Source organism: Pseudoduganella sp. jia 9, assembly GCF_055502615.1.
This window is the reverse complement of record NZ_JBUPWE010000008.1, coordinates 271,081-292,722: the sequence shown is the minus strand read 5'-3', so window position 1 is coordinate 292,722 and position 21,642 is coordinate 271,081. Positions and strand designations below refer to the sequence as shown.

At 68.8% G+C, this 21,642-nt stretch carries 17 protein-coding genes; 9 read left to right on the top strand and 8 right to left on the bottom strand.

Annotated elements, in window-relative coordinates; translation table 11 throughout:
- Positions 1 to 40: 40 nt before the first annotated feature.
- Together ACY34H_RS12350 and ACY34H_RS12345 are read right to left on the bottom strand one after the other, a co-directional pair.
- Positions 41 to 997 (bottom strand): glycoside hydrolase family 43 protein, encoded by a 957-nt coding sequence (locus tag ACY34H_RS12350; RefSeq protein ID WP_464977788.1) that lies wholly within the window; start codon positions 995 to 997, stop codon positions 41 to 43.
- A 25-nt stretch (positions 998 to 1,022) separates the two neighbouring features.
- Positions 1,023 to 2,375 (bottom strand): MFS transporter, encoded by a 1,353-nt coding sequence (locus ACY34H_RS12345; RefSeq protein ID WP_464977787.1) that lies wholly within the window; start codon positions 2,373 to 2,375, stop codon positions 1,023 to 1,025.
- A gap of 187 nt (positions 2,376 to 2,562) precedes the next feature.
- Here ACY34H_RS12345 and ACY34H_RS12340 point away from each other — a divergent pair, with 187 nt between their 5' ends.
- A complete protein-coding gene (locus ACY34H_RS12340; protein WP_464977786.1) occupies positions 2,563 to 2,808 on the top strand; it encodes a hypothetical protein in 246 nt (81 codons plus the stop codon).
- A gap of 60 nt (positions 2,809 to 2,868) precedes the next feature.
- On the opposite strand, the gene ACY34H_RS12335 is transcribed toward ACY34H_RS12340, so the two are convergent.
- On the bottom strand, positions 2,869 to 4,317 hold the full coding sequence (locus ACY34H_RS12335) for an ATP-binding protein (RefSeq protein ID WP_464977785.1): 1,449 nt from the start codon (positions 4,315 to 4,317) through the stop codon (positions 2,869 to 2,871).
- Positions 4,318 to 4,485: 168 nt separating this feature from the next.
- Here ACY34H_RS12335 and ACY34H_RS12330 point away from each other — a divergent pair, with 168 nt between their 5' ends.
- From ACY34H_RS12330 to ACY34H_RS12310, 5 genes are all read left to right on the top strand, one after another.
- Positions 4,486 to 5,124, top strand: coding sequence for a response regulator (locus tag ACY34H_RS12330; protein WP_464977784.1), 639 nt, complete (start codon positions 4,486 to 4,488; stop codon positions 5,122 to 5,124).
- 92 nt (positions 5,125 to 5,216) lie between these two features.
- Complete coding sequence (locus ACY34H_RS12325; RefSeq protein WP_464977783.1) at positions 5,217 to 8,219, top strand: CHASE domain-containing protein; 3,003 nt, start codon at positions 5,217 to 5,219, stop codon at positions 8,217 to 8,219.
- A gap of 14 nt (positions 8,220 to 8,233) precedes the next feature.
- Entirely contained in the window at positions 8,234 to 8,572 is a 339-nt protein-coding gene (locus tag ACY34H_RS12320) for a hypothetical protein (RefSeq protein WP_464977782.1), read from the top strand.
- 89 nt (positions 8,573 to 8,661) lie between these two features.
- The gene (locus ACY34H_RS12315) at positions 8,662 to 9,198 is read left to right on the top strand and encodes a dihydrofolate reductase family protein (RefSeq protein WP_464977781.1); all 537 of its coding nucleotides are present in this window, start codon (positions 8,662 to 8,664) and stop codon (positions 9,196 to 9,198) included.
- Positions 9,195 to 9,755, top strand: a complete 561-nt coding sequence (locus ACY34H_RS12310) for a TetR/AcrR family transcriptional regulator (RefSeq protein ID WP_464977780.1) — start codon at positions 9,195 to 9,197, stop codon at positions 9,753 to 9,755. The genes ACY34H_RS12315 and ACY34H_RS12310 overlap by 4 nt, the downstream gene beginning before the upstream one ends.
- 24 nt (positions 9,756 to 9,779) lie before the next feature.
- Here the strand turns inward: ACY34H_RS12310 and ACY34H_RS12305 are convergent, their stop codons facing one another.
- Positions 9,780 to 11,276, bottom strand: coding sequence for an AMP nucleosidase (locus tag ACY34H_RS12305; protein WP_464977779.1), 1,497 nt, complete (start codon positions 11,274 to 11,276; stop codon positions 9,780 to 9,782).
- Positions 11,277 to 11,303: 27 nt separating this feature from the next.
- The gene (locus ACY34H_RS12300) at positions 11,304 to 12,296 is read right to left on the bottom strand and encodes a ribose-phosphate diphosphokinase (RefSeq protein ID WP_464977778.1); all 993 of its coding nucleotides are present in this window, start codon (positions 12,294 to 12,296) and stop codon (positions 11,304 to 11,306) included.
- A 158-nt stretch (positions 12,297 to 12,454) separates the two neighbouring features.
- Between ACY34H_RS12300 and ACY34H_RS12295 the strand changes: the two genes are divergently transcribed.
- Positions 12,455 to 14,788: a sensor histidine kinase gene (locus ACY34H_RS12295; protein ID WP_464977777.1), complete on the top strand. Its 2,334-nt coding sequence runs from the start codon at positions 12,455 to 12,457 to the stop codon at positions 14,786 to 14,788.
- Positions 14,789 to 14,828: 40 nt separating this feature from the next.
- Here the strand turns inward: ACY34H_RS12295 and ACY34H_RS12290 are convergent, their stop codons facing one another.
- A complete protein-coding gene (locus tag ACY34H_RS12290) occupies positions 14,829 to 16,190 on the bottom strand; it encodes an MATE family efflux transporter (RefSeq protein ID WP_464977776.1) in 1,362 nt (453 codons plus the stop codon).
- Positions 16,191 to 16,268: 78 nt separating this feature from the next.
- Here ACY34H_RS12290 and ACY34H_RS12285 point away from each other — a divergent pair, with 78 nt between their 5' ends.
- Entirely contained in the window at positions 16,269 to 16,667 is a 399-nt protein-coding gene (locus ACY34H_RS12285) for a group III truncated hemoglobin (RefSeq protein WP_464977775.1), read from the top strand.
- A 110-nt stretch (positions 16,668 to 16,777) separates the two neighbouring features.
- A complete protein-coding gene (locus tag ACY34H_RS12280) occupies positions 16,778 to 18,061 on the top strand; it encodes a cytochrome P450 (RefSeq protein ID WP_464977774.1) in 1,284 nt (427 codons plus the stop codon).
- A 33-nt stretch (positions 18,062 to 18,094) separates the two neighbouring features.
- Here the strand turns inward: ACY34H_RS12280 and ACY34H_RS12275 are convergent, their stop codons facing one another.
- Together ACY34H_RS12275 and ACY34H_RS12270 are read right to left on the bottom strand one after the other, a co-directional pair.
- Positions 18,095 to 19,057 (bottom strand): alpha/beta fold hydrolase, encoded by a 963-nt coding sequence (locus ACY34H_RS12275; RefSeq protein ID WP_464977773.1) that lies wholly within the window; start codon positions 19,055 to 19,057, stop codon positions 18,095 to 18,097.
- Positions 19,058 to 19,161: 104 nt separating this feature from the next.
- Positions 19,162 to 21,417, bottom strand: coding sequence for a TonB-dependent receptor (locus ACY34H_RS12270; protein ID WP_464977772.1), 2,256 nt, complete (start codon positions 21,415 to 21,417; stop codon positions 19,162 to 19,164).
- Positions 21,418 to 21,642: the final 225 nt, after the last annotated feature.

The window sequence follows — 21,642 nt, the reverse complement described above, 5'->3', positions numbered from 1 at the left end:
GTGGGAATCGCCGGTGCCGCGCCTCTCCGCTCGATGCGGGTCAGGCGATCGACGGACGGCCGAACACCGGCATGCCCTGCTCGTCCCAGCGCAGCGGCTTCACGAAGGTGTGGCGGTCCGGGTTCCACAGCGGGTCGCCGATGATTTCCGTGTACGTGCGCGCGTGGTACACCAGCATCACGCCTTCGCCGTCTTCCGAGACGGTAAACGAATTGTGGCCAGGGCCGTAGATGCCGTGTTCCAGGCAGCTCTGCAGTACCGGTTCCTTCGATTTGGTCCACGATGCCGGGTCGAGCAGGTCGGCATTTTCATCGGCCCACAGCAGGCCCATCGCATATTCGATGCCGGTGCCGCTGGCCGAGTACGAAATGAAGACCTTGCCGTTGCGCTTGACCACCGACGGCCCTTCGTTGACCCAGAAGCGCTCGATTTCCCAGTCGTACTCGGGCTTGCTCAGCATGACCGGCTTGCCGGCGATGGTCCACGGATTGCTCATCGGCGCGATGTACAGGTTCGAATTGCCGCGGATTTCCTTGTCCTTCTGCGCCCACAGGTAGTACAGCTGGCCCTTGTGGGTGAAGGTGGTGGCGTCCAGGCAGAACGAGTCGATGCCGGTGTCGATCTGGCCCATGAACTCCCACTCGCCGTCGAGCGGGTTGGCATTCTGGTTGCGCACGCAGTACATGCGGTGCTGGAACAGGTCGTCCTTGATGTCGCGGCTCGGCGCGGCGGCGAAGTACACGTACCAGGCGCCTTCGTTGTAGTGCAGTTCCGGGGCCCACAGCAGTTCGCTGTACGGGCCGCTGTCCGGCTTGGTCCACACATCCTTCGGCGTGGCCTCGGCCAGGCCGGCGATCGTGGTGGCGCGGCGGATCTCGATGCGGTCGTACTGCGGCACCGAGGCGGTGAAGTAGTAGTAGCCGTCGCTGTGGCGGTAGATGTGCGGATCGGCGCGCTGCAGGATCAGGGGGGCGAGTTTTTCTACGGTTTGCGTCATGTTGTTACTTTCGATCGTTCAATGGTCAGCCGGCTGCGTAGCCGCGCTTGTTCATGTCGGCCTTCAGCTCGACGTAATAGGAATCGCTGATGCGGTACTTGAACATGAAGAGGCCCATCAGCAGGTGGAAGAAGCCGGGGATCACGGTCAGCATCAGCGCGATGCCGTTCAGCGCATGCGCCGATTGCATGGCGTTCGGCACGTAGTGGAAATACGTGAACAGGCCGCCGACGATGGCGCCGGCGATGCCCATGCCGGCCTTCTGGCACACCGAGATGCCGCCGAAGGCAAAGCCGGAGACGCGCTTGCCGGTCTTCACGTGGCCGTAGTCGATGGTCTCGGCGATGGCCGACCAGAACACCGGCGCATGCAGGTCGACGATGAACGACAACAGGAAGTACAGGACGAACGCCAGCATCATGTCGCCCGGCTTGACGAACACGTAGATCGCCACGCTGATCAGCGCCACCATGATCTGCGAGTTGCGGAACAGCTTGACCTTGCAGTACGACTTGGTGATCCACGTGGACGCCACCATCGACAGGATCGCCGCTGCCACGCCGGTCGACAGGAAGGCCGATACCACGGCCGCGTCGCCGCCCAGGTAGTACTTGGCATAGTAGATCGCCACCGAGCCGCGGATCACGTAGCCGATCGTGCCCGTCACGCAGGCGCCGCACAGCAGCAGCCACTGGTCGTTCTTCAGCAGCACTTTCAGCTGCGCCGCCAGCGACTGGCGCTCGACCACGTGGCGCACCCGCTCCGTGGTGGTGAAGAAGCAGAAGAGGAACAGGGCCACGCCCATCGCCGCCATCACCGCCATCGCGGCCTGGTAGCCGGCGGCCGGGTTGCCGTGGCCCCAGCGCTCGGCCAGGATCGGCACGATGATGGTCACCATGAACGCGCCGATCTTGGCGAAGAACAGCCGGTAGCCGTTGGCGGACAGGCGCTCCTGCGGATCGGCCGTCAGCGCGCTGGGCAGCGAGATGTACGACACGCCGACGCCGGAGGTCATCAGCGTCATCAGGATATAGGTCGAATAGGCCCACAGCAGCTTGGCGTCATACTGGAAATCCGGCGTCATGAAGACGAAGAACACCGAGATCCCGTACGGCACGGCCAGGAACAGGAACCACGGCCGGTAGCGGCCCCACTTGTTGGTATAGCGGTCGGTGATCTGCCCCATCGCCAGGTCGGAAATCGCGCCGACCACCTTCACGACCAGCAGCAGCATCGCCAGGTCTTCGACGCGCAGGCCGTAGATGTCGGTGTAGAAGAAGGTAATGATCAGCATCATCGACGAGATCACGACGTTCAGCGCCATGTCGCCGGCGCCGAAGCCGACCTTCTCCAGCGTGGTGAGTTTTTGAGTCTCCATGTCTTCCTCTTCAATAGCATGGCTGCGCGAGCCGGAGCCCGCGCGGCCTTGGGGTGTCACGCTGCAGTATCAGCTTTGAACTGCGCAGCTTTGAACTGCGCAGCCTGCAACCGCGCAGCCTGCGACCGCGGTACTTCTACCGCGCCCTGCACGGGGCAAGGCGCGGACCAATGGGCGAACCGTTCCGGTGATGACCGTCAACGAGGCGCTTGAAACGTTCGGGATGGAAGAAGTGGAGCCGGGCACGCTGCCTGGGGAGATGGCTTCAAGGTCTCCGACGTTTCTTTTTGCTTGTTATGTTGTTCTGGATACAGCAAGACCATACAGCGCGAACTGCTGGCCTGGACCGATCTTAGGCGCGCAGCCGAAATCGATCCAATCAAATTTTACCAATTTGCAATATCAATTTTGGTATCAGATGCTTGCTATTTGAGCAGAACGATCATTTTCTTGATCATTCTGCGGTGAAATGACGCCTTTTTTCCTGAACCGCTCAATTCCTATCGAGCGACAAGGCATAGGCGCGTGTTGTAGCGAGGAGACGGAAGCGGGCCTGCTGCCCATGCTCGACGACCAGCAGCGAGTGGGCCGCGAGCGCGGCCAGGCTGTCGATCGTTTCATGGCTGGAGAAAACCGGCCGCAGCAGCGCGGCCGCTTCGTCCAGCGTAAACCAGGCCGGCAGTTCGGCCAGCCGGCGCAGCGCGCGCTGCGCCGCCGCCGGCAGCAGCACGTAGCTCCAGTCCAGCGCCGCGCGCAGCGTGCGGTGGCGCGCGGTCGCGGTGGCGGACGGCCCCTGCAATAGCCGCAGCACATCGTCGAGCCCCGCCGCGATGCGCTGCAGGCCGAGGCCGGGCACCTGTGCGGCGGCCAGTTCGATCGCCAGCGGCAACCCGTCCAGCCGGCGGCAGATCGTTGCAATCGCCGCCAGGCCGGGCGCATCCGGCGCGAACGCGCCGCCGGCGAGCGCCGTCGCCGCGGCGGCCCGCGCCACGAACAGCGCGACGGCGCCGCTGCCGGCCAGCCGCGCGGGATCGCCCTCCCCCGGCGCGGGCAGGTCCAGGGCCGGCACGCGTACCACGGTTTCGCCGCCGGCCATCAGCGGCTGCCGGCTGGTGGCCAGCACGCACAGGGCCGGGGACTGGCACAGCAGCGTTTCCACCAGCCGGCTGCAGGCATCGGCCAGGTGTTCGCAATTGTCCAGCACCAGCAGCACGGGACGGCAATCCAGCGCGGACGGCAGCGCGGATGCCAGCATGGCGGCCGAGCTCCAGCGCAGCCGCGCCGGCAGGCCCAGGGCCTCGGCCACGATGGCCAGCATGTCCTCTTCCGTGCCGGCCGCGTCGAGTTCGGCCCAGGCCGCCGTGCCGGCATGGCGGTGCGCGGCGGCCAGCGCCAGTGCCGTCTTGCCGATGCCGGGGGCGCCGGCCAGCGTGACGAAACGGGTCGCCGCGACGCGCGCCAGCACAGACTCGACCGAAACGTCGGCGCCCGGCATGCGGCCACCCGGCGCGGCGGCGACCGGCACGCTATCGGCTGGAGCGGCAGCGGCCCGCGGCGCACGGCCGACCAGCGGCACGGCCGGCCGCGGCAGGCGCGACCGGGCGGCCGGGCGGCGCTCGGCCCGGCCGGCGAACAGGTAGCCGCGGCCGGCCACGGTGCCGATCAGCGCGCGGTCGTCCGCCAGCGCGCGGCGCAGCGCGGCGATCTGCACACGCAGGTTGCCGTCGTCGATCTCCCGGCCCGGCCAGGCGCGCCGCAGCAGGTCGTCCCGGCTCAGCACCCGGCCGCCCGCTTCGATCAGCGCCTGCAGCAGGCGGGCGGCGCGCTGCCCCAGCGGTACCGGCGCACCACCCGCGGTGCGCAGTTCGCAGCGCTCCGGATCGAAGGTGTGGCGGCCAAAGGCGATCGCGCCCGAATCGCCTGAAATCCAGTTTATTTCCATGGTGGAAGGGTACGCCGGCGCGCCGCCGCGGCCCATCCCGTAACGGGTCCGTATTCACTGCCCCGAAATGCTGGCGCGGCGATCCCCCGATAGGGGAGCCCCCTCCATCGGGGGCTGCCAGCCCCGTTTGCCGGGTGTAAGATGCGCTTTTTCAGCAGGAGCGGCAGCATGCGGGATACCTTGGGCGGCGCGCCGGTGCGCGTGATGGTGGTGGACGATCATCCGTTGATGCGCGAAGGGATCGCCGCCGTGCTGTCGATCGGCGGGCGTTTCGAACTCGCGGCCGAGGCCGGCGACGGCCGTGAAGCGCTGGAGCAGTACGTGCGCCACCAGCCCGACGTGGTGCTGATGGACCTGCAGATGCCGGTGATGAACGGGCTCGACGCGATCGTGGCGATCCGCGAGATCGCGCCGCAGGCGCGCATCATCGTGCTGACCACCTACAAGGGCGACGTTCAGGTGCTGCGCGCGCTGAAGGCCGGCGCGATGGGCTACCTGTTGAAAAGCATGCTGCGTACGGAACTGGCCGACGCGATCGGCAAGGTGTACGCCGGACAGCGCCATATCCCGCCCGAGATCGCCATCGAACTGGCCGCCCATATCGATGCGGACGCGCTGTCCGCCCGCGAGACGGAAGTGCTCGGCCTGGTCGCCGACGGCAATTCCAACAAGCGCGTCGCACAGGCGCTCGGCATTGCCGAGGAAACCGTGAAAGCCCACATGAGCACCGTGCTTGGCAAGCTGGGCGCGCGCGACCGCACGCACGCCGTCACCATCGCGATCCGGCGCGGCATCCTGGAACCCTGAAAGCAGGTACCGGGCCGCAAGAAATTTCCACAGAGCATCAACAGGCAGGGAAGCGGGCGCTGACGAGCCGGTCACCGGAGTACCATGGCGGGATGCCGACGTCCGCCTACCTCCCCCCGGAGCCCGACCGCGCCGCGCGCCTGTTGCCGCTGGCACTCGCGCTGGGCACGCTGTGCGCGGGGCTGGTGGCCACGGCCCTGGTGTGGAATGGCTTGCGCGACGGCCATGACCGGGAAGTGCGTGCCGAGTTCGACTACCGCGTGCGCGAACTGCAATCGCGCATCGCGCGGCGCATGGCCACGTACGAGCAGGTGCTGCGCGGCGCCCAGGCCTATGCGCTGGCCTCCCCACCCCTGCCGGATGCCGCGGCCTTCCGCACCTATGTCGGCACCCTGCAGCTGCGCGAGTACTATCCCGGCATCCAGGGCATTGGCATTGCCCTGGTGCAAAAGAAGGCCGGCGATGCCATCGGCCAGGCCGCCAGCAGCGTCGTGATGATCGAGCCGCTGGACCTGATGAACCGCCGCGCCATCGGCTACGACATGTACGCCGAGCCGGTGCGCCGCGTGGCGATGGCGCGTGCCCGCGACAGCGGCGCGCCGGCGCTGACGGGCCAGGTGCGGCTGGTCCAGGAAGGCAGCGAGGCCGGCCAGCCGGGCTTCCTGATGTACCTGCCGCTGTATGCGCCGCTGCCGGCCGCGGCGCCAGGCCGGCCGGCGGACGTAGCGGTGCGCCGGCAGGCCCTGTACGGCTGGGCTTATGGCGCCTTCCGCATGCACGACTTCATGTCGGGCCTGAACGGCGAGCGCGAAGCCGACCTGCACGTGGCCGTCTACGATGCGGCGCCCGAGCCGCCCAACTGCATGTACGGCTGCGCCTATCCGGACGGCGCCGCGCGCCTCGACGAGCAGCGCACCATCGCCATCGCCGGCCGGCCATGGATATTGCGGGTGCGCAGCAACCCCGTGTTCGAGCAGCGCCTCGCCTCGCAGCAGGCGGCCTGGGCCGGCGTGTCGGGCATCATCGTCAGCGCGCTGTCGGCCACCCTGGTCTGGCTGCTGGCGCAAGGCCGCGCCCGCGCGCGCCAGCTGGCCCGCCGCATCACCGCAGACCTGCAACGTTCGTATGGCACGCTGCGCAACGAGCGCAGCCGGCTGATCAGCATCCTCGACAACGCCAACGATGCCTTCGTGGCGATGGATGCGGCCGGCCAGATCACGTACTGGAATCCGCAGGCCGAGCGCATCTTCGGCTGGACCGTGGCCGAGGCGCTGGGGCGCCCGCTGCGCCAGCTGTTCCCCGGCGAACAGCCGGAACTGGATCGCCTGCTGGCGTTCGAGGACGCCGCGTTCGAGAACGGCCGCGGCCGGCGGCTCGAGCTGGTGGCGGCGACCCGCGAAGGCTTGCCGGTGCCCGTCGAGCTGTCCTGTTCCCGCGTGGACAGCGACGGCACGCCGGCATTGCATGGGTTTATCCGCGACCTGTCGGCCAGGAAGGCGGCCGCCGCGCGCGAGGAGCAGCGCCAGCGCGACCTGCAGCAGGCCCAGCGGGCGCTGAACCGGGCGCAGAAGCTGGAAGCGGTCGGCAAACTGACGGGCGGCGTGGCCCACGATTTCAACAATGTGCTGCAGGTCATCTACGGCAATGTGCAGGCAGTGGCTCTTGCGCCGCGTGCCCCGGAAGCGCCACGCCGCCTCGAAGGTGCGCTGGCCGCCGTCGAACGGGGTGCCAACCTGTCGCGCCAGCTGCTGGCGTTCGCGCGGCGCCAGCCCCTGGAACCGGTGGTGATCAACCTTGCGCGGCTGCTGCGCAATGTCGACGACCTGCTGCACCGTGCGCTCGGCGAAGGCGTCGAACTGGCCACGCGCGTCGAGCCGGGCCTGTGGAATACGCTGGCCGACCCGAACCAGCTGGAAAACGTGCTGATGAACCTGGCGATCAACGCGCGCGACGCGATGGCCGGCCAGGGCCGCCTGACGATCGAACTGTCGAACGCCATGCTGGACGAGCATTACGCCGCCACGGTGCCGGACGCGGTGCCCGGCGACTACGTGCTGCTGGCAGTGTCCGACACCGGCAGCGGCATGCCGCCGGACGTGCAGGAACGCGTGTTCGAGCCCTTCTTCACGACCAAGCCGGAAGGCGAAGGTACCGGACTGGGCCTGTCGATGGCCTATGGCTTCGTGCGCCAGACCGGCGGCCACATCCGCATCTACAGCGAAGTGGGCGTGGGCACCACGATGCGCCTGTACTTCCCCCGTTCCGGCGCGCCCGAAGCGGCGCCGCCGGTGCCGCCGCCGCCGGCAACCGGCGGCACCGAAACGGTCCTGCTGGTGGACGACGACCCCGACGTGCGCGACACCGTGGCGGCGATGCTGCGCAGCCTGAGCTACACGGTACTCGAGGCGGGCGATGCGGACGCGGCCATCCGCATCCTGCGCGAGGCCGCGCAGGTGGACCTGCTGTTTACCGATGTCGTCATGCCCGGCACGCTGCCGGTGACCGAACTGGCGCGCGTGGCGCGGCACCTGCGGCCGGGCCTCGCCGTGCTGTTCACGTCCGGCTACACGCAGGATGCGGCGCAGCATGGCGGCCGGCTCGAAGCGGGCACGCACCTGCTGTCGAAGCCCTACCGCCGCGACGAGCTGGCGCGCAAGGTGCGCGCGGTGCTCGATGCCAGGCAGGCCCCCGCCCGGCGGGCCGCGCCGCCGGCGCCGCTGCGCGTGCTGGTGGTGGAGGACAACGACGACCTGCGCGACCTGACCTGCGAAATGATCATGGCGCTGGGCTGGCAGGCGACGGGCGTGGGCAGCGCCGAGGCGGCGCTCGAATCGCTGCGCGCCGGCGGTATCGGCGCCGTGTTTACCGACGTGGAACTGCCCGGCATGAGCGGGCTGGAACTGGCACAGCGCCTGGCCGACGACCCCGAGCTGCCGGTGGTGATCGTCAGCGGACGCGCGCTCGGCGACGACGTGCCGCCCGGCGTACGCTTTCTCTACAAGCCCTACCGGATCGATGCCGTGGAAGAGATCCTCGCGCAGATGCGGCTGCAGCGGCACGAGACGGACCAGTCGGGCGAACTGGGGGAGGATTGAGCAGCGGTCATGGAGTGATCATCGATAAATATCCTGTCACGCCGGACGGCCGTTACTTCGTCGTCAACGGCCGCCTGTGGCGCACCAGCAATCCCCATCTCGCGCCGGACGTCCGGCAGCAGCTGGTCGTGCAATTGATGAACGCCCGACGCCAGGTCGGCGCCGCGAAAAAGGCCGGCGACACCGCGGCCGAACGCCGCGCGCGCGCCGCCGTCGACGAGGCCAAGCATGCCCTCGGCGAGCGGGGGCCGGTATGGTGGACCGACGGCGCGCCCGATTTCAACCGGCGCATGGTGGCCAATACGCCATATGCGCAATGGTACGCGGCGCTGGCACGCGAGCGCGCCGGCTGACGATACCGGCGAATCGCCGGACGAAATCGCTGGCGGAACCGCACTTCCGGCTATAAAATATACACCGTATAAATAATCGGGAGAACCGCATGACCACGGGCCACGTCTTCATCGCCACCAGCCTGGATGGCTACATTGCCCGCGCCGATGGCGACATCGGCTGGCTGCTCGAACGCGACGATCCGGCGGAAGACCATGGCTACGCCGCCTTCATCGCCGACAAGGGCGCCATCGTGATGGGCCGCGGCAGCTACGAAAAAGCGCTGACGTTCGGCGCCTGGCCATACGACCTGCCGGTGCTGGTGCTGTCGAAGCAGCTGGACGGCACGGCGGTACCCGATGCGCTGCGGGGCAAGGTGCGCTTTTCCAGCCTGACGCCGGCGGAAACGATGGCGGAGCTGGCGCGCGACGATGTGCAACGCGTTTATGTCGATGGCGGACGGGTGGTGCAATCGTTCCTGCGCGATGGCCTGGTCGAGGACATGGTGATCACCACGGTGCCGGTGCTGATCGGCGCGGGCCGGCCGCTGTTCGGCGCACTGCCGCGCGACCGCAGCCTGCAGCTGCTGGCCAGCCACAGTTTCCCGTCCGGGCTGGTGCAGTCGACCTACCGGCTGCTGCCGTGACGCGCCCGCGGGGCCGCCCCGCGCAGGGCAGCGGCGTGGCGCGCGACACCATCGTCGCCGCCGCGCTGGCCCTGCTGGAGGAAGGTGGCGGCAGCGGGCTGACGATGCGCGGCCTGGCGGCACGGCTGGGCGTCACGCCGATGAGCCTGTATCACCATGTCAGCGACCGCGCCGGATTGCTGGTGGCGCTGTCCGACCGGGTATATGGCGGCGTGCTGGAGGAAACCGCGGCAGCGGCCGATCCCCGCGAGGAAATCCGCACGCTGCTAGTGCGCTACCACGATGCCGTGGCGCGGCATCCCCAGCTGACGCTGGCGATCTTTGCCGAACCGGCGGCGTATGCCGGCGTCAGCCGGCAGATCACCGACCGGCTGGGCGCCCTGCTCGCGGCGCTGGCTCCCGCGTACATGCTGTGGCGCGACGTGCTGGTCGACCATGCGCACGGCAGCGCCCTGGCGCTGGTCGGGGTGCGCGGCGATCCGGCGGCGGCCGCCGCGATGCGGGAACAGTATGGCCTGGCGCTCGATTGCCTGCTGGAGCGGGTGGCCGGCTGCTAGCTGCCGGCGCCAGGCCGGGCGGGGTTACTGGAAAGCCACCTCGGCGAAACTGCGCAGCTTGCGGCTGTGCAGCCGGTCCACGCCCAGCGCGCGCAGCAGTTCCAGCGCGCGGATGCCGATCCGCAAATGCTGGTCGACCCGGTCCCGGTAGAACTGGTTGGCCATGCCCGGCAGCTTGATCTCGCCGTGCAGCGGCTTGTCGGAGACGCACAGCAGCGTGCCGTAGGGAACGCGGAAGCGGAAGCCGTTGGCGGCGATGGTGGCGCTTTCCATGTCCAGCGCCACCGCACGGCTCTGCGAGAAGCGCCGCTCGGGCGTGCGCTGCGGCAGCAGTTCCCAGTTGCGGTTGTCGGTGCTGGCCACGGTGCCGGTGCGCAGCACGCGCTTCAGGTCGTGGCCGGTCAGCTGCGTGACCTCGGCCACGGCGCCCTCGATCGCCACCTGCACCTCGGCCAGTGCGGGGATCGGCACCCACAGCGGCAGGTCCTCGTCGAGCACATGATCCTCGCGCACGTAGCCGTGGGCCAGTACGTAGTCGCCCAGCTGCTGCGTGTTGCGCAGGCCGGCGCAGTGGCCCAGCATCAGCCAGGCATGCGGGCGCAGCACGGCCACGTGGTCGGTGATCGTCTTGGCATTGGCCGGGCCGACGCCGATATTGACCATGCTGATGCCGCTGCCGTCCTCGCGCACCAGGTGGTAGCCCGGCATCTGCGGCAGGCGCAGCGGCGGCGCGCCCAATGATTCGCCCGGCCGGGCATCCTGGCCGGCGCGGCGCGTAATGAGGTTGCCCGGCTCGACGAAGGCCACGTACCGGTCTTCGTCGCTGGCCGGTTCGCGGCTCATGATCGCATGGCCGAGGCGCACGAATTCGTCGATGTAGAACTGGTAGTTCGTGAACAGCACGAACTTCTGGAAGTGCTCCGGCGAAGTGCCCGTGTAGTGGCGCAGCCGCTGCAGCGAATAGTCGACGCGCGGCCCGGTAAACAGCGACAGCGGCAGCGCCTCGCCCGGCGCCGGGTCGCAGGTGCCGTTGGCGATGCCGTCGTCCATCGCGGCCAGGTTCGGCAGGTCGAACACGTCGCGCATCATGGCGCGCCGCTCGGGGCTCATGCTGCCCTCGATATGGTCGTGCTCGGCGAACGAGAAGTGGATCGGAATCGGCTGGGAGGACAGCCCGACCTCCAGCTGCACGTGCTGCTGGCCATGGTTCTTCAGCAGCAGCCGGAACTGTTCGTGGTAGTAGCGCGCGAACAGGTCGGGACGCGTCAGCGTGGTTTCATAGGTGCCGGGGCCTTCGACGAAGCCATAGGAAAGCCGGGTGTCGGCGCGCGCGAACGTCTCGGTCTGCACGCGCACGAACGGATAGCAGGCGCGCACGTGGCTCGGCGTTTCGCCTTCCACGAAGCGCTGCAGGCTCTCGCGCAGGTGGCGGATGCTGCCGTCGTAGATCTCCTGCACGCGCGCCAGCGCGGCGGCGGGATCGTCGAACCGTTCAGGGGGTACGAAGGGGCGGGTGGACACGGTGGACTCCTGTTGTTGTTCTTGGTGTCATCCTAGCATGCCCGGCCGCGCCGTGAAGGGCACCGGCGCGAACGGAATCTCCGCGTGCAGCGCCCGGATCGCCTGGGCAAACAGCACGCCGCTGTCCAGCACGGCGAACAGCGGGCCGGCGCGCTCGCCGTCGTGCACGGTATCGGCCACGGCGCCGCCGTCCAGCCCGGCGCGGGCCAGCGTGGCGGCCGCGTCGCCGGCGAACACGGCATGCGTGGCGGCGGCCATCACGCGCGCCGCGCCGTGTTCCCGGCACGCCTCCACCGCGCGCGCCATCGTGCTGCCGGTGCCGATGATGTCGTCGAACACGATGGCCAGCTTGCCGGCCACGTCGCCGGCCATCAGCTCGCCCGTCAGTTCGCGGCCGTGGCGGTGCTTCTCGACGAAGGCCAGCGATACCGTCCGGCCCAGCGCGTTTGCCAGGGCCAGCCGCAATCCCTCGGCACGGCGGATGCCGCCGCCGTCCGGCGCCACCACGCAGACCTCGCTGTCCCCGGCCACCGCGGCGAAATGCGCCGCGAACAACGCGCTGCCGTCCAGGTGCTCGGTGCGGCAGCGGAAAGCGTTCTGGAACGCGGCGAGGTTGTGCACGTCCAGCGCCAGCACCGTGTCGGCGCCGGCTGCTTCGAGCAGCGTGGCCACGTAGCGCAGCGTCAGCGGATCGCCGGCCTGCTGCCGCGTGTCTTGCCGGGCAAATGCCACGTAGGGCAGCACGGCCGTGATGCGCGCGGCGCCGGCATCGCGCAGCGCGCCGATGAAGAACAGCAGCCGGCACAGCCGCTCGCCGCTGCCCTGCCCCGGCGCGCCGGCCAGCGAGTGGATCACGCAGGCATGGCCGCCGCGCACGGCGGCCGGAGCGCGCACCACGTACTCGCCATCATCGAAATCGTTCTCCTCGTGGGCGGCCAGCGGCATGCCCAGCTGGCGGGCCACGCGCTGGCCGAACGGTGCGCTGCCAGCCAGCGCGAACAGGTGCAGGGTTGCGTTCATCGTATCGTGCAGGGTGATTGAAGTGAATGTGGATTCCATTGTAGGCGCAAGCGGCGCATGGCCTGCGTACGCGGCCGCACAAAATACTGCGGATCGAACTGGTAGTATGCGCACTCGCGCGGCGCATGTGGCCCGCGTGGTGGCATACAGCGGGCAACATGACAGCCGAAACAACCGATATCGACATCCTGATCCTGGGCCATGCGCCGCAGGCCCGCGAATGGCTGCGCGCGTTGCCGTTCTTCGTGCGCGCCGTCACCGACGGTGCCATGATCGATCAGCACATCGCCGCCGCCCAGCCGTGGCGCGGCATGCGCCTGGTGCTGTGCGCGCCAGCCGCCGACCCCGCCCTGCTGGCCCGGCTGCGCGTGCTGCCGGCGCTGCAGGATTGCGCGATGGTGGCGCTGTCGCCCGCCTGCGACGACGGCCGCGTCGAATTCGACGACGTGATCGACCTGGCCACCAGCACGGCCGAGGCATTCACCGCGCGCATCCAGGCCACGCTCAACGGCGCCCGCGTCCGGGCACGCCGCAATGCCCGCTACCGGCTATTGCAACAGGTCGACGACATGTTCCGCCACCTGGACGACCCGCGCGACATCGCGCAGGCCGCCGCCAGCCTGCTGGGCCGGCACCTGCGCGTGAACCGCTGCGCGTTCGCCGACGTGGCGACGGACGAGGACACGTACCAGGTTACCGGCGACTACAACGCGGGCCTGCCCGTCATTGCCGGCCCCCACCGGTTCGCCGACTTCGGCGCCGCCTGCCTGGCCGCCATGCGGCAAGGCGTGCCGTTCGTTGTCGAGGATACCGGGACCGACCCGCGCACCGCCGCCACGCTGGTGCGCTACACCCGGGCCGGCATCCATGCGGCGATCTGCGTACCGGTGCTCAAGGAAGGCCGCTTCGTGGCCGCGATGGCGGTGCACGCCGTCACGCCGCGCCGCTGGCGCACGGACGAGGTATCGCTGCTGGTGGCGGTGGCCGACCGCTGCCGGGAATCGATGGAGCGGGGCCGCATCGCGCGCGCGCTGCAGACGAAGGAGGCGCGCTACCGCACGCTCGTCGAGACGATGTCCGCCGTGGTATGGCACATGGAAGGCGACTGCATGCGGGCCGGCGAGAATCCCAGCTGGTCGGCATTTACCGGCCAGTTGCCGGAAGAATACGAGGGTGCGGGCTGGATGGATGCGCTGCATCCGCACGACCGGGCGGCCGCCGCGGCCGCGTGGGACTCCGCGTCCACGCACGGCCATCCCTACGTGGCCAGCTACCGCCTGCGCCGGCACGACGGAGAATACCGCCACATGCTGTCGCGCGGCGCCGCCGTGCGCAGCGGCGGCGCGGCCGTCGAATGGGTCGGCAACTGCCTCGACGTGACCGATATCCGCCATGCCCAGGAAGCGCTGCGGGTGGCCAACACGCGGCTGCAGTTCACGCTCGATTCGGCCCAGATCGCCGACTGGGTCTACGATCCGGTGCGGCGCAGGGTCGGCGGCTCGGCCCGGCTGGCGCGGCTGCTCGGCTGCGACTCCGCCGACGAGGAGTGGGAACTGGCCACGGTGCGGTCCCGCATCCATCCGGACGACCTGGCCCGGCTGGGCGACAGCTTCCGCGCGGCCGAGGCGGCAAACCGGCCGTGGCGCGACGAGTGCCGGCTGCTCGGCCCGGACGGCAAGGAACGCTGGGTAGCCGCGCACGGCAGCCGCTACAGCGACGAACCGGCAGGCGGCTGGCGCGTGCTCGGCATCGTCTACGACATCACCGCGCACAAGCGTTCCGAACAGGCGCTGCGCGACGCCGATGCGCGCAAGGACGAGTTCCTGGCCATGCTGGCGCACGAGCTGCGCAATCCGCTCGCGCCGATCGGCGCCGCCGCGCAGGTGCTGGCGGTGGCTGGTGCGGATACGTCGAAGGTGTCGATGGCCAGCGCCGTCATCGGCCGCCAGGTGCGCCACATGGCCGGCCTGGTCGACGACCTGCTCGACGTGTCGCGCGTCAAGCGGGGCCTGGTGCGGCTGGACAAGCGGCGCTGCGACATGGCCGCCGTGCTCGCCGCCGCGCTGGAACAGGCACGCCCGCTGGTGGACCGGCGCGGCCACCGGCTCACCGTGGCGCTGCCCGATGCGCAGGCATGTGTCGAAGGCGACGAGAAGCGCCTCGTGCAGGTCATCGCCAACCTGCTCAACAACGCCGTGAAATACACGCCGGACGGCGGCAGCATCGACGTCGCACTGGCGCTCGCCGGCGGCACCGCGATGGTGACGGTGCGCGACAACGGCGTGGGCATGCGTGCCGACTTTCTGGAACGTGCCTTCGACGTGTTCGCCCAGGCCGACCAGAGCATTGCCCGCTCGCAGGGCGGGCTCGGGCTCGGCCTGGCGCTGGCGCGCAGCCTGGTCAGGGCGCACGGCGGCGCCATCGAAGCCGCCAGCGGCGGGCCGGGCCAAGGGGCCGTATTTACGGTGGCGCTGCCGCTGGCGGACGGCTAAGGTATATCGTTGCCGGCTCGCGCTGCGCCGCCCGGCGGAGCTAGCCCCTGAGCCTCCGCCGAGCGGCGCGGGCGTGCGGCACCCACGCCTGCACGGCCCAGCGCCGCCACATGATCAGGCCGCGGATCCATTCGTCCGCGGCGAAGGCGATGTACAGGCCGGCCAGGCCGAAGCCGAAGTGGATGCCCAGCGCCCAGCTGCCGCCGGCCAGCACCAGCGCCATCGACGCGGCGCCCGCCATCACGGGGAAGCGCACGTCGCCGGCGGCGCGCAGCGCGTTGATGACCACCAGGTTGAAGGTGCGCCCCAGCTCCACCAGCACGCCGATCCACAGCAGCTTGCACCCTTCGGCGATGATCGCCGGGTCGCTCGTGAACGCGCCCAGCAGCCACGGGCCGGCCAGCGCGACAGCGCCCGCCACCACGCCGCTGATGACCAGCCCGCGCCCCAGCGCGCTGCGCACCAGCCGGTGCGCCTCGCCCAGTTCGCCGGCGCCGACCATGTGGCCGACCATGATTTCCACGGCAAACGCGGTGGCCAGGCTGAACACGATCACCATGCTGCCGATCTGCTGCACGTAGGCGTGCGTGGCCAGTGCCGTCGCGCCCAGCGTGCCGGCGGCGGCCATCGCGGCCATGAAGGCCAGGCGCCACGCGATGTTCTCGGCCGCGGCCGGGATGCCGATGTGCAGCACTTCGGCCAGTTCCCGGCGCGGCAGGTGCCACCAGTCGGCCGCGCGGGTGACGAGGCCGAGGTGCTGGCGCCACAGCACCAGGTGCAGTACCAGGCCGAGCGCGCGGCTGATCGTCAGCGCCACCGCGAAACCGGGCAGGCCCAGTGCCGGCACCGGCCCCCAGCCCTGCATCAGCGGCACCGCCAGCAGCACGTGCGTGGTGTGCATGGCGACCAGCACCAGCAGCGTATCGCGGGTACGCAGGTGGGCGCGCATCACCGCCGCCATCGACGCGTTCCACGCATCGAACAGCAGCGCCGGCGCCAGTGCCATCAGGAACGGCGCCGCCAGCGGGAACACGTCGGCCGGCGTCTGCAGCAGCTCCAGCAACGGCCCCGCGCCGAACAGCGCCACCAGCGCCGTGACGACGCCGATCCACGTGCTGGCGCCGACCGAGGCCAGCGCCACGCGGTGGGCGCCGTCGCGCTGCCCTGCCCCGAGGCTTTGCGTGATGACCACGCCGACGCCGGAACCGACGATGCGGAACAGCAGGAACAGCGTGACGGAAATATTGTGCGCGATCGCGAACGCGGCACCGGCCGTGTCGGACAGGTGCGACGCCAGCCACGTGCCGGCGACGCCGATGGCGACAGCGAGGACGAGTTCGACGAGCAGGGGCCACGCGAGCGTGAAAATATGGGGGCGGGGGGAGTTCGGGGAAAGGGACATGGCGGCGCAAGGTAATCCGCCATTGTACGTGCTCCGGGAGGGCTAGAATGGCGCTTTCAACGGATTTTTCAACCAGCCATGTACGCCGCCGCCGATCCTGCCTCGCTCACCCGCCTGGTCCATGAATTCTATGCCGACGTGCGGCGCGACCCGCTGCTGGCCGCCGTGTTCGGCCCGCGCATCGGCGACGACTGGGATGCGCATCTTGCCCGCATGGTGGCGTTCTGGAGCGACGTGATGCTGGGCCGCACGCCCGGCGCGCCAAGCTTCCAGGGCAACGTTTACGGCAAGCACATGACGCTCGAAGGCGTCACGCCCGGGCATTTCCAGCGCTGGCTCGACCTGTTCGACGCCACCGCGCGCCGCCTGTTCGAGCCGCCGGTGGCCGACGAGCTGCTGGTGGTGGCGAAACGGATCGCGGCCAGCCTGCAGTATGGCTTCTTCGGCAAGGTCGAGGTAGCCGGGCCTTCCGCCTGAACGGCGGCGCAGGCGCGGGATTTCCTCCCGGATCGGTGCGCCGCCCGTTTCGCGACCGCTGCTAAGCTTTCCGCTCTCCGCCGGCACGCCGGCCGTCATGAGGAAAGCCGATGAATACAGACGCCCATTCCGCCGCCGCCTCCGCCAGCCGCGCCTTGCCAAGCGATGGCCGGCTCGACGCGACGCTGGCGTTGAAGCGGGATCCTTACGGTTATATCCGCAGCCAGTGCAAACGCCTCGGCAGCGACGCGTTCCAGACCCGCCTGCTGCTGCAGCGGACCATCTGCATCACGGGCCCGCAGGCCGCGGAACTGTTCTACGACCCGCAGCGCTTCATGCGCAAGGGCGCCGCACCGCTGCGGCTGCAGGCCACGCTGTTCGGACGCGGCGGCGTGCAGGGGCTGGACGACGCGGTGCACGCGGTCCGCAAGGCGATGTTCATGAACCTGATGACGCCTGCGCGCATCGGCCAGCTGGGCGACCTGTTCGACGAAGCGTGGCAGGCGGCGATGGGCCGCTGGGCCGCCGCGCCCCAGGTGGAACTGTATGCGGAGGTGCGCGAAGTGCTGACGCGCGCGGTGTGCCGGTGGGCCGGCGTGCCGCTGCCCGAAGCCGACGTACCGCTGCGCACCAGGCAGCTGTCGGCGATGTTCGACCTGGCGGGGGCCGTGGGCCCGTCGCACTGGTTCAGCCGCTACGCGCGCTTTCGCGCGCAGCAATGGTGCGGCGAAGTCATCGAAGGCATCCGCGCCGGCCGGCTGGACGTGCCGCCCGACAGCGCCGCCCATGCGGTGGCCCACCATGCCGGCATCGACAGCGGGCGGCTCGACACCCGCACGGCCGCGGTGGAGTTGCTGAACGTGCTGCGTCCAACCGTGGCGGTGGCCGTCTACATCGTGCACGAAGCGCTGGCGCTGCACGACTTTCCCGACTGCCGTGCGGCACTGCTGGACGATGTCGATAGCCGCTACGCCGGCTGGTTCGCCCAGGAAGTGCGGCGCTTCTACCCTTTCTTTCCCGCCGCGGTGGCGCGCGTGCGGCAGGATTTCAACTGGCAGGGATGGCATTTCCCGAAGGGCCGCCGCGTGATACTGGATCTGCACGGCATCAACCACGATCCCCGCGCATGGCCCGAACCGCTGCGCTTCCAGCCGGAGCGGTTCGCGGCGTGGAACGAGAACCCGTTCACGTTCGTGCCGCAGGGCGGCGGCAACGCCGCCACCGGGCACCGCTGCCCCGGCGAATGGATTGCCCTGGAACTGATGCAGCGCGCCGCCCGCCGGCTTGCCGGCGGCATGGCCTACGAGGTGCCGCCGCAGGACCTGGCGCTGGACATGGGCCGGCTGCCGGCGATCCCGAAATCCGGCTTCATGATCGCGGTGCGGGGAAGTTGACGGCAGTCCTCCAGCGACTCCGGCCCAGCGCGCTCACCGCCCGTCGAACGCCCTCGGATCGTTCCTGAACCACCTGGCCAGGCTGGCGACGAAGTCCTTCACGTGCAACTTGTCGCCCTGCTGCAGGCCATGGCTGGCGCCGGCGTATTCGATGAAGCGGAACGGTTTTTCCGGGTAACGCGCAAAGAAATCCCGCAGCAGCCTGCCGGACTCGATCGGTTCGCTTTCATCCTTCTCGCCCATCGCCGCCACGACGGGGATGTCGAGCTTCGCGAAATCGGGCAGCGGATCGTGGAACAGGTGCGAGCCCCAGTACGCGTACGGGTGCCCGAAGAACGACTTGTCCAGTGCGCCCGGATCCGCGGCGATCTCGGCGAATTGCCGTTCCAGCTGCAGCCGCGAAGAGAGCGTCGCATACGGCGCCACGCCGCGGTCGGCGAATACGAGGAAGCCATCGGACTGCCGCATGCCGCCGCTGCCCGCCACCGCGAGCCAGCCGACCTTCGCGCTGCCGGCGGCGACGATCGGCGCGACGCGGCCCCCTTCGGAAAACCCGACCAGGGCGATCGACCGGGGACCCGCCGCCGCGAGCAACGGTTGCCGGTCCAGGAAGGCCAGCGTATCGCGCACCCTGCGCTGCAGGTTGTCGGCCTGTTCGAACTGCGGCGAACAGTTGCCGGGCTGGCCCGGCTGGTCCGCTGCGCCCTTGCCGACATGCGGCTTTTCCAGATGATAGACATCCAGCGGCGCCGGGTATCTTTCAAAGAAATACGGCAGCCGGGAACCGAATTCCGCGCAGCCGGAACCGCTGACCAGCACGATGACGGGCGCGGCGCCCGGCCCATCGGTGTCGTGCAGCCGGAAGTAACGGCCCGGTTGACCGTCGATCGTGATCGTGTGCTCCTCGAGTACCCGCGCGGCATGGGCAGGTGCCCCGAGGAAGAAGAATGCCGCCGCGAACAGCGCGTTGCGTCCGGCGGATATGGGGATATTCAAGGTTTTCAAGGGCATGGTCAGAGAGGGAAAGCCGGCCCGGAGATGGCCGGTGCCAGCTTAGCCGCGCCTTGCCATAAAAGCAAATCCCGTTCCCTCGGGCCGCCCTACAGCTTGCCCGACAGCGTGAAGAACACCTGCCGCGGCGCGCCCGAGAGCAGCGTCATCGACGTGCCCTGCGGGTCGGAAGCCGAGAAGCCGTTCGAACCGACGGTGCCGAAGTAGCTCCTGTCGAACAGGTTCGTCACGTTGACCTGCAGCGTGAGGTCCTTCAGCATGCCCGCGGAACCGAGCCGGTAGCCGCCGGACAGGTTGGCCACCACGAACGACGGCACCGAATTGTCGTTCAGGTAGGTGTAGTAGCGCTTGTCCGTATACTTCGCCCCCAGTCGCGCATAAAAGCCGTTGGCGTCGTACGCCAGTTCGGTATTGAACATCTTCTTCGGCGCGTCGACCACCTGCTTGCCCTTCACCGCCACCAGCCGGCCATTGTCCGTATAGTTCGATTCATAGGTGGAATCGTTGTATGTGAAGGTGTTGAACCAGCTGAACGACGGAGAGATCCTCCACACCGCCAGCGCTTCCAGGCCGCGCGTTTCCACCTTGCCGACGTTGACGATCGTGCCCGCGCAGCCGACGATGCCGGCGCAGGTGGCGATGCCCATCTGCCGGTCGTCGAATTTTGCGTAATAGACCGCGACCGAACCCTGGACATGCTGTTCTCCCATCATGCGCTTGAACCGAATGCCGAGGTCGAACGTGGTCGAGGTTTCCGGTTTCAGCTCGCCGATCGACAGCGCATAGCCGGCGCGGGTCTGCGAGAACGGGCCGTTCACGCCCGGCTGGTACGAACGCATGTTCTTCGCGCCCGAGGCAAACAGCTCGTCGCCGCGCGACAGCTGGTACGTCACGCCCAGCTGCGGCAGGAAGGTCTTCTTCGCCGTGATCGTGCCATCGGCCCGATCGCCGACGAAGGTGTGCGCGTCGATCTCCACCTTCGGGCTCTTGAATCCGGCGTTGATCTTCAGGCGGCCATCCAGCAGCGCGATGGTGTCCTGCACGTAGAACTGGCGCGTGTCGGTGACGAACGACTGCAGGAAGCCGGTGCTCATCGGGTTGCGCAGGAAGTCGTCGATGTAGCGCCCGTCGGTCACGGCGTAGAAATTGCGGGTCAGCATGTGCTTGTTGCGCTCGGCCCAGAAGCCGGCGTTCAGCGTGTGCATGCCCAGTTCCCACGTCACATCGCCCAGCACGCCGTTGCGGCTGATGGTGTATTCGGTGGTGCGGATCGAGATCGGTATGTCGGCCGAGGTCGGCGTGTACGGCGTATACCAGTGGCCCTGGCCTTCGTTGCCGTGGTGGTAGGCGGTGACCTTGGCGGCGACCGACGGCGTCAGTTGCAGGTCGAGCGTGGCGCCGGCCAGCTTGTCCTTGCGCAGGCCCTGGCCCAGGTAGTAGGCGTCGTCGAGGCTGTTCACCGCGCCGCTGTAGATGCCTTTCGATGCGTTCACCGCGCGCTGCCAGTCCGGGTAGTAATTGTCCCAGTCCATGCCCAGGCGCCGCGCCATTTCATGCGACAGGTCCTGGTAATCGACTTCGCGGCGGTCCGAGTAATTGAAGAAGGCCGACAGCGTGTGCTCGCCGATGCGGCGCTCGATCCTGCTGTTGAACTGGTCCTGGTCCTGCGGGCCGGCGCCTTTCCATTTTTCAGACCGCATGCGCGTGCCGCTGATGAAGAACCGGGTGCCGCCGGCGAACTCGCCGCTGTCGAAGCGCACGAAGGTGCGTGCCGTATCGTCGCTGCCCAGCGTTTGCGCGGCCGTGACGCCCGCCTCGCTGGCCGGGCCCAGCGTGACGAACTGCACCGTGCCACCCAGGTTGTTGCTCGACGCGGTACCCAGCGCGCCGGCCCCCTGCGAGACGGCGACGCGGCCGATGTTTTCGGAGGAGATCGCGCGGGAAATGTGCAGGCCGTTGTTGTTCCCGTAGCTCATGTCGCCCAGCGGGATGTCATCCAGCGTGAAGCCCAGCTGGTTCTGGTTGAAGCCGCGGATCGAGAAGCGCGTCGACCATTCGTAACTGCCGAACGGGTCGGCCGACTGGAAGCTCACGCCGGGCAGTTTTTCCAGCGTCTTCAGTGGGCTGGTGCCGGGCGCCGCCTGCTGCAGGTCGGCCCGCGTAATGTTCTGCACCTGGCGCGACTGGCCCGTGCCCGTCACCTCGACGATCGCCATCGGCGCCGCCCCGGCCGGGTCGGGTGCCAGGGCGGTAGCCGGATCGGCACCGAATGCCAGCACGGGCAGTACGGTCAGCAGCGACAGGCAAAGGGGTTTCAGGCGGAGGCGGTACGAAGGCTGGCGCATCGGCGTCTTTCGGTCAAAGTTAACTAAATGAAAACTGTGCCGAATGGTAAAGACTCGATGTGACGACGGCATGACAGCCGCACAACGCCGCCCGGCCAGTGGCGTGGCCGCGACAGGGAAGCAAATTGACCATTTGCTCTACAGTAATTCACTATAACTCTGCAGGCCGAACTGATAGACTCGCGGGTTGATTTCACCTCGCCGCGCATAAAAATTAACAATTCA

What these genes read in the sequence shown, in the direction of transcription:
- ACY34H_RS12335 (WP_464977785.1), bottom strand. Translation starts at nt 4,317, where the DNA reads ATGGAAATAAACTGGATTTCAGGCGATTCGGGCGCGATCGCCTTTGGC.
- ACY34H_RS12330 (WP_464977784.1), top strand. Translation starts at nt 4,486, where the DNA reads ATGCGGGATACCTTGGGCGGCGCGCCGGTGCGCGTGATGGTGGTGGAC.
- ACY34H_RS12295 (WP_464977777.1), top strand. Translation starts at nt 12,455, where the DNA reads ATGACAGCCGAAACAACCGATATCGACATCCTGATCCTGGGCCATGCG.
- ACY34H_RS12290 (WP_464977776.1), bottom strand. Translation starts at nt 16,190, where the DNA reads ATGTCCCTTTCCCCGAACTCCCCCCGCCCCCATATTTTCACGCTCGCG.
- ACY34H_RS12315 (WP_464977781.1), top strand. Translation starts at nt 8,662, where the DNA reads ATGACCACGGGCCACGTCTTCATCGCCACCAGCCTGGATGGCTACATT.
- ACY34H_RS12270 (WP_464977772.1), bottom strand. Translation starts at nt 21,417, where the DNA reads ATGCGCCAGCCTTCGTACCGCCTCCGCCTGAAACCCCTTTGCCTGTCG.
- ACY34H_RS12345 (WP_464977787.1), bottom strand. Translation starts at nt 2,375, where the DNA reads ATGGAGACTCAAAAACTCACCACGCTGGAGAAGGTCGGCTTCGGCGCC.
- ACY34H_RS12325 (WP_464977783.1), top strand. Translation starts at nt 5,217, where the DNA reads ATGCCGACGTCCGCCTACCTCCCCCCGGAGCCCGACCGCGCCGCGCGC.
- ACY34H_RS12350 (WP_464977788.1), bottom strand. Translation starts at nt 997, where the DNA reads ATGACGCAAACCGTAGAAAAACTCGCCCCCCTGATCCTGCAGCGCGCC.
- ACY34H_RS12285 (WP_464977775.1), top strand. Translation starts at nt 16,269, where the DNA reads ATGTACGCCGCCGCCGATCCTGCCTCGCTCACCCGCCTGGTCCATGAA.
- ACY34H_RS12280 (WP_464977774.1), top strand. Translation starts at nt 16,778, where the DNA reads ATGAATACAGACGCCCATTCCGCCGCCGCCTCCGCCAGCCGCGCCTTG.
- ACY34H_RS12300 (WP_464977778.1), bottom strand. Translation starts at nt 12,296, where the DNA reads ATGAACGCAACCCTGCACCTGTTCGCGCTGGCTGGCAGCGCACCGTTC.